The organism is Pseudomonas anguilliseptica (assembly GCF_021375795.1).
In the GTDB taxonomy this organism is placed as follows: domain Bacteria; phylum Pseudomonadota; class Gammaproteobacteria; order Pseudomonadales; family Pseudomonadaceae; genus Aquipseudomonas; species Aquipseudomonas anguilliseptica_A.
Map to the genome: position 1 here is coordinate 475,532 of NZ_JAEIOI010000002.1, position 15,511 is coordinate 491,042.

Here is a 15,511-nt window from a genome sequence, read left to right on the forward strand (position 1 = left end):
GGCCGTTTGAAGTCAAAGGCCGAAGCCTGCCAAGACTGACAAAAACTGCGCCTCGTCAATCACCCGCACGCCCAGCTCAGTGGCTTTCGCCAACTTCGAGCCTGCCCCCGGCCCCGCAACTACGCAGCTGGTCTTGGCTGATACCGAACCGGCCACCTTGGCCCCCAGGCTTTCCAGCTTTTCCTTGGCCACATCACGGCTCATCACTTCCAGCGTACCGGTCAGCACCCAGGTCTGCCCAGCCAGTGGCAAACCTTCGATAACTTTCTTCTCGCTGTGCCAGTGCATGCCGAAATCCCGCAGTTGCGCTTCGACTGCACGGGCGCGCTCGACATTCGCCGCGACCGCGAAAAACTCACGCACCGCGTTGGCCTGTTTCTCGGGCAAGGTCTGGCGCATATCCAGCCAATCTGCCGCCAATAGCGCATCCAGCGTTACAAACTTGTCGGCCAGTTTCTGTGCCCCGCCCGGCCCTACCGAGGGGATATTCAACTTGTCGAGCATCCCGGCCAAGGTGGCGCTGGCACTGAACTCGGCACTCAGCTCGCCTTGCTCCTGCAACTCAAGGCCACACTCGCCCAACAAGGCACTGATCACCTGCTGGTTATGCTCATCGGCGAAGAAACTGTGAATCTCATGCGCCACTTCCAGGCCAATATCCGGCAGGTAGGTGAGCACCTCCGGCAGCGCCTGCTGTACACGCGCCAAAGACGCAAGTGCACGGGCCAGTACCTTGGCGGTTTCCTCCCCTACGTCGGGAATGCCCAGAGCGTAGATAAAGCGTGCCAAGGTCGGCCGCTTGCTGTCCTCGATGGCCTGCAGCAGCTTGTTGCTGGAAACCTCGGCAAAGCCTTCCAGATTGATGATCTGGTCATATTTAAGTTTGTACAGATCGGCCGGTGAGGCGATCAGTTGCTCATCAACCAACTGCTCAATGGTCTTGTCGCCCAGACCTTCGATATCCATGGCACGGCGTGAGACGAAGTGAATGATCGCCTGCTTGAGCTGGGCCGCGCAGGCCAGGCGACCGACGCAGCGGTACACCGAACCCTCACTGAAGGTTTCCTTGCCCTTGCTGCGTTTGACCAACTGGGTGCGCTCGACATGAGAGCCGCACACCGGGCAGTTTTCAGGAATCTGCACGTCACGGGCATCGGCAGGACGGCGCTCGGGCACCACAGCCATGACCTGCGGGATCACATCACCGGCGCGGCGAATGATCACCGTATCGCCGATCATTACGCCTAGGCGCGCCACTTCATCCATATTGTGCAACGTGGCATTGGCTACCATCACGCCGGCCACCTTGACTGGCTTGAGTCGCGCCACTGGCGTGACCGCGCCGGTACGTCCAACCTGAAATTCGACATCCAGCAGTTCGGTCAGCTCTTCCTGGGCCGGAAACTTGTGGGCGATCGCCCAGTGCGGCGTGCGTGCGCGAAAACCCAGCTGCTGCTGGTCCTCGATATTGTTGACTTTAAACACCACGCCATCGATATCGTAGGCTAGGCCCATACGGCGCTCGCCGATATCGCGGTAGTAGTCGAGGCAGGCCTGTACGCCCTTGGCCAACTTCAGCTCACGGCTGATGGGAATACCCCAGGCCTTAAGCTGCTCCAGCATGCTAACCTGGGTCGCCGGCAGCTCGCCACTAACCTGGCCAACACCGTAGCAGCAGAACTCTAGCGGACGGCTGGCGGTGATTTTCGGGTCGAGCTGGCGCAGGCTGCCGGCTGCCGCATTGCGCGGGTTGGCGAAGGTCTTGCCGCCGCTCTCGGCCTGACGGACATTGAGTTCCTCAAAACCGGACTTGGGCATGAACACTTCGCCACGCACCTCCAGCACCTGTGGCCAACCCTCGCCCTGCAGCTTCAGCGGCACGTTGCGGATGGTGCGCACATTGCTGCTGATGTCCTCACCGGTGCTACCGTCGCCGCGAGTCGCACCGCGCACCAGCTGGCCGTTCTCGTAACGCAGACTGACTGCCAGGCCGTCGAGCTTGGGTTCGCAGCTGTATTCGACCTCAACACCGCCACCAAACAGGTCACCCGCAAGCCCGAGACCACTCTGCACACTGCGGTCGAAAGCCAGCAGGTCCTCCTCCTCGAAGGCGTTGCCCAGGCTGAGCATGGGCACTTCATGGCGCACCTCACCAAAGGCCGCCAGCGCCTCACCACCCACACGCTGGGTCGGCGACTCGGGGGTAACCAATTGCGGGTGTTTAGCTTCCAGCGCCTGCAATTCACGAAACAGACGGTCGTACTCGGCATCGGGAACACTCGGTTCATCGAGTACGTAATAGCGATAGTTGTGGCCATCCAGTTCGGCGCGCAGTTGCTCTATGCGCTGGGCAGCAATCGAGGCTTCGGTCATTGCGGTGTGCTCTCAAACGAAAAGAGCAGCCTTGGCTGCTCTTGGTATTTCATCGATTAAATCAGCGCTTGTTGGTCAGTTGCTTGCGCTCATATTCGACGATGCGTTGGCGGTAGTGTTCGATAGTTTGCGCAGTCATCACGCTGCGCTGGTCGTCCTTCAACTCGCCGTTGAGTTCATGGGCCAGTTTGCGCGCCGCTGCCACCATCACATCAAACGCCTGCTTGGGATGGCGCGGGCCTGGCAAGCCAAGGAAGAAACTCACTGCACGGGTGCTGAAACCCTCAATGTCATCGAGGTCAAAGGTGCCAGGTTTGAGTGCGTTGGCCATGGAAAACAGCACTTCACCATTGCCAGCCATGCTTTCGTGACGGTGGAAGATATCCATTTCACCAAAACGCAGGCCGCTCTCCAGAATGTTCTGCAACAGTGCCGGGCCTTTGAAGCCCTCTTCACTGCGCGCAATTACGTTGATCACCAGCACCTCTTCAACCGGTGGCAATTCCTTGCTGCTTTCCTTGGCCTGACTGGCGGGTTTGACCACGTCGTCATCAACCGGGTTAAGCAGCGTCGGTACCGGCTCTTCCAGCCCCAGATTGAGGTCGCCTTGCTGCGGTTCCCCAGCGCGACGGCGATTGAGTTCGCGGGCGCTCAGCGAAGGCAGATCTTCTTCATCAAAAACCGGCTCATGATTGCGCTCAACAACACGTGGCGGGCTGAGTAGGTCTGGATCACTGTCGTCATCCGGCAAGTTGGCAAAACTGCGGTCAAGTTTGAACTTGAGTTTGCCCTTGCCACCACGCATCCGCCGCCAGCCATCAAACAGGATGCCGGCAATCACAATAATGCCGATGACAATCAGCCACTCGCGCAGACCGAATTCCATGAAATACCTTAACCCCTAATAAAAATGTGATGAAAAAGGCCTTCCCGGCCATTTTGCTAATTCTTTTACGTGACGCCAAGCCTATGTTCTGCCAGGCCTTTCCCTGATTTATAGCGGCACGCCTAATAACAATGCGCATTAAGCTAGCACGACGAAAGATAACTTTACACCGCCTCGCGCATCAGGATTCAACCAAGGCCAGCGCTTCTTCCACATCAACTGCAACCAATCGGGAACATCCCGGCTCATGCATGGTTACGCCCATCAATTGATCGGCCATTTCCATGGCGATTTTATTGTGGGTGATATAGATGAATTGCACAGTTTCCGACATTTCTTTTACCAGTCGGGCATAGCGCCCAACGTTGGCATCATCCAGCGGTGCATCCACCTCATCGAGCATGCAGAACGGTGCCGGATTGAGTTTAAAAATGGCAAAGACCAGAGCCAATGCAGTCAGTGCCTTTTCGCCACCGGAGAGCAAATGGATGGTGCTGTTCTTCTTGCCGGGCGGGCGCGCCATGATGGTTACGCCGGTATCCAGCAGGTCTTCGCCAGTCAGCTCCAGATAGGCGTTGCCGCCGCCGAAGACTTTCGGGAAGAGCGCCTGCAAGCCGCCGTTGATCTGGTCGAAGGTTTCCTTGAAGCGGTTGCGAGTTTCCTTGTCGATCTTACGGATGACGTTTTCCAGGGTTTCCAGCGCTTCGACCAGATCAGCGTTCTGCGCATCCAGGTAACGCTTACGTTCGGATTGCTGCTGATACTCATCAATTGCCGCCAGGTTGATCGGGCCCAAACGCTGGATGCGTGCAGCCAGACGTTCCAGCTCTTCTTCCCAGGCTTTCTCGCTGGCCTCGGTCGGCAAGGTCGCCAGTACGCCATGCAGGTCGTAATTGTCTTCCAGCAGCTGATCCTGCAGGGCCTTACGCCGTACGGTCAGCGATTGCCAGTCCATGCGCTGCTGCTCCAGCTGGCCACGCAGCAACTGTGCTTGTTGCTCGGCCTGGGTGCGACGTTTTTCTGCGTCACGCAGTTCGCGGTCGGCATCTTCCAGGGCCAGACGCGCCAACTTCAATTCATCCTCAACAGCCATGCGCTTGTCGAGCTGCTCTTCGAGCTTCATGCGCAGTTCTTCCAGCGGTGCCTCACCCTCCTCCAGATTGAGGTTGAGCTGCTCACGCTTCTCGTGCAGGCGTTCGGCCTGTAGTTCCAGGCGCTCCAGAGCCTGGCGGGTGGAGTCATGCTGGGCCTTCAGCGAGCCCAGACGCACAGCCAGTTGATGAGCGTGATCCTTATGCTGCCGGGCTTCCTGGCGCACGCGATCAAGCCGTTCGCGCAGGCTGTCGCGGCGAGCCAGCAGGTTTTCACGCTGCTCGTTGTCAGTCGCCATGGCATCCAGGGCGTCTTGCAGTTGCAGACGCGATTCACCCAGTTGCTCGTGTTCAATGTCGCGTTGCTCGGCCAGTTCCAGCAGCTCACTGTCCAGGCGGGCACGTCGCAACAGCAGTTGCTCGACCTTGGCCTGCCCGGCAGACAGCTGCGCCTTAAGCTCACCAAGACGACGAGCCAGATCCTGCGCCAAACGGCGTTGCTGCTCGCGCTGTTCTTCCTGAGCCTGCTGGTTTTCGCGCAAATGGGCCAAGCGCTCATCCAGTACAGCCAACGCCGCTTCACGCTCATCGCGCTCCAGCGTAAGCCGTTCGATCTCCTGACCGCGGGCCAGTACACCACTTTCTGCTTCACTGGCGCGGCGCACACGCAAAAAGTGCCGACCGACCCAGTAACCATCACGGCTGATCAGGCTTTCGCCTTCGGCCAGGCTCAAGCGTGCAGCCAGTGCTTCATCCAGACTCTGCACCGGTTTGACCTTACCCAGCCAAGGCGCCAGATCAACGTTGGCGTCGACCTTATCCAGCAAACTACCCGCAACCCGCGCGCCACCCTTGTTCGGACTGGCCAGGCGCAGATCGCCCTGGATTAAGCCGGCAAAATCCAAGCCCTGAAAATCATCCAGCAACACAGCCTGCAAGTCGGCGCCCAGCACGGTTTCCACCGCCAGTTCCCAGCCGGCTTCAACGCGCAGACCTTCAGCTAGACGCGGACGTTCGCTCAGCTGCTGCTCGCGCAGCCAGTCGCCAGCACCTTTGCCAGGATCAAGCGCCGCTTGCTGCAGCGCTTCCAACGACGCCAAACGACCATTCAGACGCTGCAATTCACCTTGCGCCTGCTGCTGGGCCTGACTGCCCTGTTGCAGGTCATTACGCAGTTGCTGCAAACGTTCGGTTTGTTGCTCTTCCTCAAGTTGCAGATCTTCAAGACTGATTTCACCCGCAGCAATCTGCTCGCTCAGCTCGATAATCGCCGCATCTTCCGGGTCAGCCGCCAGTTGCTGCAACTCATCGCTCAGGCGGCGCTGACGCTCGGCCAGGCGCTCCAGGCTCTGTTCCAGTTGCTGAATGCGTGATTGCTGCACCTCGGCCTGACGACGCGGTTCAGCGCTGTGTTGGTTGAAACTGTCCCACTGCTCCTGCCAGCCGTGCATGGCCGTTTCGGATTCTTCCAGCCCGGTAGCGGACTCTTCGGCCGCCGCTGCAGTCAGCTCCTGCTCGGGCAACAGCATTTCCAACTCTTCGCCCAGAGTCGCCAGTAACGTGCGGTCGTGACCCAGGTGCGATTCGGTTTCCAGGCGCGCGCGTTCGGCTTCGTTGAGGTCATCCTGCAACTGACGCAGACGCTGCTGGCCGTGCTGGATACTCTGTTCGATACGGGCGATATCGCCCCCCACTGAATAGAAGCGGCCCTGCACCAGGTTGAATCGCTCACTCAGCTCATGATGACCATCACGCAGACGTTCGATGCCGGCATCGGCATTGCGTTGCTCGGCCACCAGCGCTTCGAAGCTGATTTCCTGGTTGCTGATCACCGCCTCGCGGCTGCCCACCTGCTCGTTCAGCGCCTGCCAACGCAGGGCTGTGAGCTGGGCCTTGAGTTGGCGCTCTTCAGCCTTGTATTCCTGATACTTCTCCGCCGATTGAGCCTGACGATGCAGGCGGTCGAGCTGGCGTTCCAGTTCTTCACGCAAATCCGTCAGGCGCGCCAAGTTTTCATGGGTGCGACGGATGCGGTTCTCGGTCTCGCGGCGGCGCTCCTTGTATTTGGAGATGCCGGCGGCTTCTTCAATAAAGTTGCGCAGATCTTCCGGCTTGGCTTCGATCAGTTTGCTGATCATGCCCTGCTCAATGATCGAGTAACTGCGCGGGCCCAGGCCAGTGCCGAGGAAGATGTCAGTGATGTCGCGGCGACGACACTTGGTGCCGTTGAGGAAATAGGTGTTCTGGCTGTCGCGGGTGACCCGGCGGCGGATCGAGATTTCGTTATAGCCCGCGTATTCGCCCGTCAGGGTGCCATCGGAGTTGTCGAAGATCAGCTCGATGGAGGCCTGGGTAACCGGTTTGCGGGTATTGGAGCCATTGAAGATGACGTCGGTCATCGACTCGCCACGCAGGTTCTTCGCCGAACTTTCGCCCATCACCCAGCGCACGGCGTCGATGATGTTCGACTTACCGCAACCGTTTGGCCCGACTACGGCCGCCATATTGCTGGGAAAAGTTACTGTGGTCGGATCGACGAACGATTTGAAGCCGGCCAGCTTGATGCACTTGAGCCGCATGAACCGTCTTCCTTAGGCTTCAGCCAACGCAGCCAGCACCAACTGGCAATTGTGCTCGCCGTAACCCAGCAGCACCTCACGGATGGCCTGATGGTTACGGGCGATAATCGCCTGCAGCAAGGCAGCAAAGGTATTGAGAAACTGACCCATCTCACCTTTGCGCCGCTCCAGCGCCAGGTGATAGGTGCGGCTGATCGCAGGCAGCAGGTTCTCCACAGTTTCCTGCAGATAGGGATTATTGGAGAACGGGAAAGCAGCTCGCATGATGTCAAAGCTGCTTTCGACAAATGCATTGATGTCTTCGCGCTGCAGGCTGTCCTGCAAACGTTGCTGAATAGCCAAGAACGGGCCGAGATCGGCCTCGGTCTGCCAGCTATCCGCTACTGCCTTGCCCAGCAGGATGTACAGCTCCATGACCAGGGCGTAGAGGCTCTTGACGTTATGCGGGGTCAATTCAGCCACCTGCGCGCCACGGCGCGGCGGGATCACGATCAGATGGCGACGTTCAAGAATCAGCAGTGCTTCGCGCACTGATCCTCGGCTGACATTCAGCGCCTGAGTGACTTTCTGTTCCTGAATCCGTTCACGCGCCTTCAACTCACCACGAATGATGCGTTCGGCAAGATGATGGGCGATCTGCTCAGCGAGGCTATCCGGTGCCTTGAACGTCATGATGATCCTTAGGCTCTATCTGACCTATTGGGGGCAAACAAGGGTCTCAACCCCACGCCAGGCTTGGCTTGGGCGGTACAGCGCAGGGCGCGAGTGTAACACAGGGTGTTACCGGGCCAAGGCCGCCTGCGCCCCGCATTCAAACCAAAAGGTGGGCTACTGAGGTATGGTCACAACAACGGATTGTCCTACAATCCTACCAACACCCCATTCCAACAATAACAAGTACGGAGCCACCATGTTCGAACGCCTGCCCTCAAACTGGATGCTTACCATTAAAAGCATCGGCTACTGGTTCTGGTTGATCCCGGTATTGGGAATCCCCCTGAGCTTTTACTGGTCCCTGGACAACCAATATGCCAATGCCTGGCCCTGGCTGGTGGTAATCGTGGTGTTCGGCGTGATCCCACTGCTGGATTTCATCATTGGTCGCGACCCAGCTAACCCGGATGAAACAGTGCAGGTTCCGCAAATGGAGCAGCAGGGCTACTACCGGCTCTTAAGCCTGGCCACTGTACCCGCTCTGCTGGGCATGCTTGGCTGGGCCGGCTGGGTCTTTGTCAACCATGAGACCTGGAGCTGGATTGGCCAGCTGGGCTGGGTGCTGTCGGTTGGCACCGTCACCGGGGCGATTGGCATTACCGTGGCTCACGAGTTCATCCATAAGGACCCGCAACTGGAGCAGAACGCTGGCGGCCTGCTGCTCGCTGCCGTGTGCTATGGCGGCTTCAAGATTGAACATGTGCGCGGTCACCACGTGCATGTGTCGACCCCGGAAGATGCCAGCTCCTCACGCTACGGCCAGAGCCTGTATGCCTTTCTGCCGCATGCCTACAAGCACAACTTCCTCAACGCCTGGAAACTTGAGGCTGAACGGCTGAAACGCAAGAACCTGCCTGCCCTGCACTGGCGCAATGAGCTGATTGCCTGGTACGCCATCAGTGCTCTGTTCCTGCTCGGCTTCAGTCTGGCTTTCGGCTGGCTCGGCGCACTGTTCTTTGTCGCGCAGTCGGTGGTCGCCTTTACCCTGCTGGAAATCGTCAACTACGTCGAACACTATGGCCTGCACCGCCGCAAACTGGACAACGGCCGCTATGAGCGCACCAATCCGACGCATTCATGGAACAGCAATTTCCTGCTGACCAACCTGTTCCTCTTCCACCTGCAGCGCCATTCCGACCACCACGCTTACGCCAAACGCCGCTACCAGGTGCTGCGCCACTTCGACGACAGCCCGCAATTGCCCAATGGCTATGCCGGGATGATCGTTCTGGCACTGTTCCCGCCGCTGTGGCGCGCGGTGATGGACCCGCGAGTACGCGCCTACTACGCCGGCGAAGAGCACCAGTTGACTGATTCACAGCTGACCCACTCCTAAACGCAATTACCGAAACAAAAAACGCCAAGGGCTTTCACCCTTGGCGTTTTTTCTCGCCTACGTTTTTCTGCAGCACCTGGCTTGGCACAAAAGCAGCTAGCGTTTAGCTGAGCTGGGAAGCTTTTCCGCTCATAACTGAATCGTATGACAATCACCTGACCAAAGAGTCAAATATTTATTGACCCAAAAGTCAGAAAACTCTAGATTGGCCTCATGCCAAGCCGTGTGGAAACGCTGCGCTGCCCAACGTAGCCGTTTCGACAGAGCCTGATACGAGAACAATAAAAGTGCCTGGAGGTCGTCCTTGATCCAGTTTTTACTCAACCGGGAGCTGCGTACTGAGCATGCCCTCGACCCTAACGTCACCGTGCTCAATTACCTGCGTGAGCATCTTGGCAAATCCGGAACCAAAGAAGGCTGCGCCTCTGGCGACTGCGGTGCTTGCACCGTGGTGGTCGGTGAGCTGGACGGCGAGCGCGTGCGTTATCGCACTCTCAACTCCTGCCTGACCTTCGTTTCCAGCCTTCATGGTAAACAACTGATTACCGTTGAGGACCTCAAACACAAAGGCCAGCTGCACAGCGTGCAACAGGCCATGGTCGACTGCCACGGCTCGCAATGCGGCTTCTGCACCCCTGGTTTTGTCATGTCGCTGTTTGCCCTGCAGAAGAACAGCAGCGGCTTCGACAAGGCCGACACAATGGAAGCTCTGGCCGGCAACCTGTGCCGCTGCACCGGTTACCGTCCGATTATCGATGCCGCCGAACAGGCCTGCTGCCAGAAGCAGCCAGACCAGTTCGACGCTGCCGAAGCGCAAACTGTTGCGCAACTGAAAGCCATCGCCCCGCAGGATACTGCCGAGCTCAACAGTGGCGACAAACGCTGCCTGCTGCCGCTGACTGTGGCTGATCTGGCCGATATCTACGCCGCCAACCCGGAAGCGCGCCTGCTGGCCGGCGGCACCGACCTGGCCCTGGAAGTCACCCAGTTCCACCGCGAACTGCCGGTAATGATCTACGTCGGCCATATCGAAGCGATGAAGCGCGTCGAAGTGACCGCCGAAAGCATCGAAATCGGTGCTGCAACCGCCCTGTCCGATTGCTACGCGGCCCTTTCCCAGGATTACCCGGACTTCGGCGAGCTGCTGCACCGTTTTGCCTCCCTGCAAATCCGCAACCAGGGCACCCTGGGTGGCAATATCGGCAACGCCTCGCCGATTGGCGACGCCCCGCCGCTGCTGATCGCCCTCGGCGCGCAGATCGTTCTGCGCAAAGGCAACAGCAGCCGCACCCTGCCGCTTGAAGATTACTTCCTCGATTACAAGGTGACGGCGCGCCAGGAAGCCGAATTTATCGAAAAGATCATCGTGCCGCGCCATCAGGCCAATCAGGCGTTCCGCGCCTACAAGGTGTCCAAACGTCTGGACGACGACATCTCCGCCGTCTGCGCCGCCTTTAACCTGGTGGTTGAAGATGGCGTGGTGCAAAGCGCCCGCATCGCCTTCGGTGGCATGGCCGCTATCCCGAAACGCGCTGCTGCCTGTGAAGCCGCACTGCAAGGCGCAGCCTGGTACCCGGGCGTGATCGAACGCGCCTGCGCTGCATTGGCCGAGGATTTCACCCCGCTCAGTGACTTCCGCGCCAGCAAGGAATACCGCCTGCTCACTGCACAGAATCTGCTGCGTAAATTCTTCCTCGAGCTGCAAGCTCCCGAAGTCGAAACCCGGGTGACCGCGTATGTCTAATCATCATGTAATTAAAAGCCAGGCCGAACTGGCCGAACTGTTCCGCGCCGACATCACCACTGGCGTCGGCAAGAGCGTCAAACATGAAAGTGCGGACAAACACGTCTCCGGCGAAGCCATCTACGTCGACGACCGCCTGGAATTCCCCAATCAGCTGCACGTCTATGCACGCATGAGCGACCGCGCTCACGCGCGCATCGTCAGCATCGATACCAGCCCCTGCTACGCCATTCCGGGCGTGGCCATCGCCATCACCAAGGATGACGTACCTGGCCAGCTGGACATCGGCCCGGTCGTGGCTGGCGATCCGCTGCTGGCGGACGGCAAGGTTGAATACGTCGGCCAGGTGGTACTGGCCGTTGGTGCCGACAGCCTGGAAACCGCACGCAAAGCGGCCATGGCCGCGATCATCGAATACGAAGACCTTGAACCTGTGCTTGATGTGGTCGATGCGCTGCGCAAGAAGCATTTCGTCCTCGACAGCCACCAACACAAGATCGGCAACTCCAGCGCCGAGCTCGCCACTGCGCCGCGTCGCCTGCAAGGCAGCCTGCATATCGGCGGCCAGGAACACTTCTACCTGGAAACCCAGATTTCTTCGGTTATGCCCACCGAAGACGGCGGCATGATCATCTACACCTCGACGCAGAACGCCACCGAAGTACAGAAGTTGGTGGCTGAAGTGCTCGGCGTGCCAATGCACAAGATCGTCATCGACATGCGCCGCATGGGTGGCGGTTTCGGCGGCAAGGAAACCCAGGCCGCAGGCCCGGCGTGCCTGTGTGCAGTGATCGCCCACCTCACCGGCCGGCCGACCAAGATGCGCCTGCCGCGCGTCGAAGACATGCAGATCACCGGCAAACGTCACCCGTTCTACGTCGAGTACGACGTGGGCTTTGACGATAACGGCCTGCTGCACGGTATCGAGATTGAACTGGCCGGCAACTGCGGCTATTCGCCGGACCTGTCCGGCTCGATCGTCGACCGCGCAATGTTCCATTCCGACAACGCCTACTTCCTCGGCAACGCCACCATCAATGGTCACCGCTGCAAGACCAACACCGCGTCGAACACCGCCTACCGCGGTTTCGGCGGCCCGCAAGGGATGGTCGCCATCGAAGAGATCATGGATGCAGTCGCGCGCAGTCTGGGCAAAGACCCGCTGGAAGTACGCAAGCTCAACTACTACGGCAAGACCGAGCGCAACGTCACCCACTATCACCAGACCGTCGAGCACAACGTTATCCACGAGATGACCGCCGAGCTGGAAGCCAGCAGTGACTACGCCAAGCGCCGCGAAGAAATCCGCGCGTTCAACGCCAAGAGCCCAGTATTGAAGAAAGGCCTGGCGCTGACCCCGGTGAAATTCGGCATCAGCTTTACCGCCACCTTCCTCAACCAGGCTGGCGCGCTGATCCACATCTACACCGACGGTTCGATCCACCTGAACCACGGCGGCACCGAGATGGGCCAGGGCCTCAACACCAAGGTCGCGCAGATCGTCGCCGAAGTGCTGCAGGTAGACACTTCGCGCATCCAGATCACCGCCACCAACACCGACAAGGTGCCAAACACCTCGCCGACTGCCGCCTCCTCGGGTGCCGACCTGAACGGCAAGGCAGCACAGAACGCCGCTGAAACCCTCAAGCAGCGCCTGGTTGATTTTCTGGTGCGCGAATACAAGGTCACCCGGGAAGATGTGGAGTTCCGTAATAGCCAGGTGCGCGTACGCGACCTGTTCCTGAGCTTCGAGGAAGTGATCCAGAAGGCCTATTTTGGCCAGGTATCACTCTCCAGCACCGGTTTCTATCGCACGCCGAAGATCTACTACGACCGCGACAAGGCCGCCGGCCGCCCGTTCTACTACTTCGCCTACGGCGCCGCCTGCTCCGAGGTGATCGTCGACACCCTGACTGGCGAGTACAAAATGCTGCGCACCGACATCCTGCATGACGTCGGCGCCTCGCTAAACCCAGCCATCGATATCGGTCAGGTCGAAGGTGCCTTCGTGCAGGGCATGGGCTGGCTGACCATGGAAGAACTGGTGTGGAACGGCAAGGGCAAGCTGATGACCAATGGTCCGGCCAGCTACAAGATCCCGGCCATTGCCGACATGCCGCTGGACCTGCGCGTCAACCTGGTGGAAAACCGCAAGAACCCGGAAGACACCGTGTTCCACTCCAAAGCCGTTGGTGAACCACCCTTCATGCTCGGCATCGCCGTGTGGTGTGCGATCAAGGACGCCGTGGCCAGCCTGGCGGACTACCGCGTACAGCCGCAGATCGACGCACCGGCAACACCTGAGCGCGTGCTCTGGGGTGTGGAACAAATGAAGAAACTGCAGCAGACCGCCAAGTCGGCCGCCGCTGCAGAGGTTGAACCGGCGTAATACCAAACCGCCTGGGTGGTCACCCACCCAGGCACTGCACACACAGGTGTACAACAATGACAAAACACACCGAGCCAAAAACCCAGACACCCCGACCGATACCCGTTCCCATACTGGATCCGTCACCGAGCAACTGGCGCTTGCCGCGCCCCGGACAGACCACGCCTTCCTGGAGGCTGAGTAAATGAGCTGGATCAGTGCCCTCGCCGACCTGCAGCAACGCGGTGAACCCTGCGTGCTGGTGACCATCATCGAAGAACGCGGCTCAACCCCGCGCAATGCGGGCTCGAAAATGGTGGTCACCGCTGACCGCATCTTCGAGACCATCGGTGGTGGTCATCTGGAGTTCAAGGCGATGGAGCTGGCCCGCGAAATGCTCAGCAGCCGCAGCCAGGACACCCGCCTGGAGCGCTTCAGCCTCGGCGCCAGCCTTGGCCAGTGCTGCGGCGGTGCCACTGTGCTGCTGTTCGAACCCATGGGCCAGCCCCAGGCACAGATCGCCGTGTTCGGCGCAGGCCATGTTGGCCGCGCCCTGGTACCACTGCTCTCCAGCCTGCCATGCAAGGTGCGCTGGATCGACTCGCGGGAAAACGAGTTTCCCGAGCAGATTCCCGCCGGGGTGGAAAAAGTGGTCAATGAAGAGGTAATCGACGAGATCGAACGCATGCCTGCCGGCAGCTACTTTATCGTCATGACCCACAACCACCAGCTCGACCTGGAGCTGACCGCCGCAATCCTCAAACGCAACGATTTTGCCTACTACGGCCTGATCGGCTCGCAGACCAAACGCGCCAAATTCGAACACCGCCTGCGTGATCGCGGTTTCGACCCATGCGTTGTCGCGCGCATGCGCTGCCCCATGGGCATTGCCGAGGTGAAAGGCAAGTTGCCGGTGGAAATTGCCGTGTCCATCGCCGGCGAAGTAATCGCCACCTATAACGCGGCCTTTGGCCAAGAGAGCAAAAAAGGCCAGCCCAGCGTAGCCAAGCTGCTGCCCGCCTCTCGCCGAAGCCAGGCCTGACTATCTGCCCAGGTGCCCGCCGCCTGAGCGACCAACTCCATAGATTGAGATCAGCGTTACATGACTAGCCCAGTGAAAGCCTACCGCGCCGCCATCCTGCACAGCATTGCCGACCCTGCCGTGGTGGGCGTTGAGCAATCCTATGAGTATTTCGAAGACGGTGTGCTGGTCGTCGACAACGGTCAGGTGGCCAAAGTCGGCCATGCCGCAGACCTGCTGCCTACCCTCAAGGGCGTTGAAATCACTGAGTATCGCGACGCGCTGATCACCCCCGGTTTTATCGACACCCATATCCACTACCCGCAAACCGGGATGATCGCCTCCTACGGCGAGCAGCTGCTGGATTGGCTGAACACCTACACCTTCCCCACCGAGCAGCAGTTTGCCGACAAGGCCCATGCCGCGGACGTGGCCGGTATCTTCCTGAAAGAGCTGCTGCGCAACGGCACCACCACCGCCCTGGTGTTCGGCACGGTGCACAAGCAATCGGTAGACGCCTTCTTCGAAGCTGCCGAAGCGTTGAACCTGCGCATGATCGCCGGCAAGGTGCTGATGGACCGCAACGCCCCGGACTATCTGACCGACACGCCCGAGACCGGCTACGCCGACAGTAAGGAGTTGATCGAACGCTGGCACGGCAAGGGCCGCCTGCATTACGCCGTGACCCCACGCTTCGCCCCGACCAGCACTCCGGAACAGCTGACCCTGGCTGGCCAGCTGCTGGGCGAGTACCCGGACCTATATATGCACACCCACCTGTCCGAGAACCGCAAGGAAATTGAGTGGGTCAAGGCACTGTTCCCCGAACGCAAGGGCTACCTGGATGTGTACGACCACTACAAGCTGATCGGCGCCCGCTCGGTATTCGCCCACGGCGTGCACCTGTGCGACGACGAGTGCAAACGCCTGGCCGAAACCGGCTCGGCCGTAGCCTTCTGCCCGACCTCCAACCTGTTCCTCGGCAGCGGCCTGTTCGACCTCAACAAGCTGGAAGAGCACGGCGTGCGTGTCGGCCTGGGCACCGATGTCGGCGCGGGCACCAGCTTCAGCCAGCTGCAATCGCTGAACGAGGCCTACAAGGTCATGCAGTTGCAGGGCAAGAAGCTCGACCCGTTCAAGTCGCTGTACCTGGCGACCCTCGGCGGCGCCAATGCGCTGTACCTGGACGACAAGATTGGTAACTTCGCAAGCGGCAAAGACGCTGACTTCGTGGTGCTCGACTACAACGCCACACCGCTGATCAGCTACCGCATGCAGCAGGCCAAGACCCTGGACGAAAAACTCTTCGCCCTCACCATGCTCGGCGACGACCGCGCGGTGAAGGAAACCTTTGCTGCAGGCCAGTCAGTGCATCGCCGCGACTAAGCCTGGCTGATAA

Annotated in this window: 9 protein-coding genes; 5 read left to right on the top strand and 4 right to left on the bottom strand. The window is 59.6% G+C overall.

What is annotated here, in order from left to right; all coding sequences use genetic code 11:
• Window positions 1–12: 12 nt before the first annotated feature.
• The 4 genes from ligA to IOD17_RS10110 form a co-directional block, all read right to left on the bottom strand.
• On the bottom strand, window positions 13–2,373 hold the full coding sequence (gene ligA / locus IOD17_RS10095) for an NAD-dependent DNA ligase LigA (protein WP_233684963.1): 2,361 nt from the start codon (window positions 2,371–2,373) through the stop codon (window positions 13–15).
• Between the two features lie 61 nt (window positions 2,374–2,434).
• Entirely contained in the window at window positions 2,435–3,259 is an 825-nt protein-coding gene (gene zipA / locus IOD17_RS10100; RefSeq protein WP_233684964.1) for a cell division protein ZipA, read from the bottom strand.
• 181 nt (window positions 3,260–3,440) lie between these two features.
• Window positions 3,441–6,929 (bottom strand): chromosome segregation protein SMC, encoded by a 3,489-nt coding sequence (smc, locus tag IOD17_RS10105; protein WP_233684965.1) that lies wholly within the window; start codon window positions 6,927–6,929, stop codon window positions 3,441–3,443.
• 12 nt (window positions 6,930–6,941) lie between these two features.
• A complete protein-coding gene (locus tag IOD17_RS10110; protein WP_233684966.1) occupies window positions 6,942–7,601 on the bottom strand; it encodes a GntR family transcriptional regulator in 660 nt (219 codons plus the stop codon).
• A gap of 238 nt (window positions 7,602–7,839) precedes the next feature.
• Between IOD17_RS10110 and IOD17_RS10115 the strand changes: the two genes are divergently transcribed.
• From IOD17_RS10115 to guaD, 5 genes are all read left to right on the top strand, one after another.
• On the top strand, window positions 7,840–8,979 hold the full coding sequence (locus IOD17_RS10115; protein WP_233684967.1) for an alkane 1-monooxygenase: 1,140 nt from the start codon (window positions 7,840–7,842) through the stop codon (window positions 8,977–8,979).
• A gap of 304 nt (window positions 8,980–9,283) precedes the next feature.
• Window positions 9,284–10,723 carry a xanthine dehydrogenase small subunit gene (gene xdhA, locus IOD17_RS10120; protein ID WP_233684968.1) on the top strand — a complete coding sequence of 480 codons (1,440 nt, stop codon included), beginning with the start codon at window positions 9,284–9,286 and terminating at the stop codon, window positions 10,721–10,723.
• A complete protein-coding gene (gene xdhB, locus IOD17_RS10125) occupies window positions 10,716–13,112 on the top strand; it encodes a xanthine dehydrogenase molybdopterin binding subunit (RefSeq protein ID WP_233684969.1) in 2,397 nt (798 codons plus the stop codon). Before xdhA ends, xdhB begins: the two co-directional genes overlap by 8 nt.
• A gap of 184 nt (window positions 13,113–13,296) precedes the next feature.
• Window positions 13,297–14,133, top strand: a complete 837-nt coding sequence (xdhC, locus tag IOD17_RS10130; RefSeq protein WP_233684970.1) for a xanthine dehydrogenase accessory protein XdhC — start codon at window positions 13,297–13,299, stop codon at window positions 14,131–14,133.
• A gap of 60 nt (window positions 14,134–14,193) precedes the next feature.
• Window positions 14,194–15,498 carry a guanine deaminase gene (gene guaD / locus IOD17_RS10135; RefSeq protein WP_233684971.1) on the top strand — a complete coding sequence of 435 codons (1,305 nt, stop codon included), beginning with the start codon at window positions 14,194–14,196 and terminating at the stop codon, window positions 15,496–15,498.
• The last annotated feature ends 13 nt before the right edge of the window (window positions 15,499–15,511 follow it).

What these genes read in the sequence shown, in the direction of transcription:
- ligA (WP_233684963.1), bottom strand. Translation starts at nt 2,373, where the DNA reads ATGACCGAAGCCTCGATTGCTGCCCAGCGCATAGAGCAACTGCGCGCC.
- zipA (WP_233684964.1), bottom strand. Translation starts at nt 3,259, where the DNA reads ATGGAATTCGGTCTGCGCGAGTGGCTGATTGTCATCGGCATTATTGTG.
- smc (WP_233684965.1), bottom strand. Translation starts at nt 6,929, where the DNA reads ATGCGGCTCAAGTGCATCAAGCTGGCCGGCTTCAAATCGTTCGTCGAT.
- IOD17_RS10110 (WP_233684966.1), bottom strand. Translation starts at nt 7,601, where the DNA reads ATGACGTTCAAGGCACCGGATAGCCTCGCTGAGCAGATCGCCCATCAT.
- IOD17_RS10115 (WP_233684967.1), top strand. Translation starts at nt 7,840, where the DNA reads ATGTTCGAACGCCTGCCCTCAAACTGGATGCTTACCATTAAAAGCATC.
- xdhB (WP_233684969.1), top strand. Translation starts at nt 10,716, where the DNA reads ATGTCTAATCATCATGTAATTAAAAGCCAGGCCGAACTGGCCGAACTG.
- xdhC (WP_233684970.1), top strand. Translation starts at nt 13,297, where the DNA reads ATGAGCTGGATCAGTGCCCTCGCCGACCTGCAGCAACGCGGTGAACCC.
- guaD (WP_233684971.1), top strand. Translation starts at nt 14,194, where the DNA reads ATGACTAGCCCAGTGAAAGCCTACCGCGCCGCCATCCTGCACAGCATT.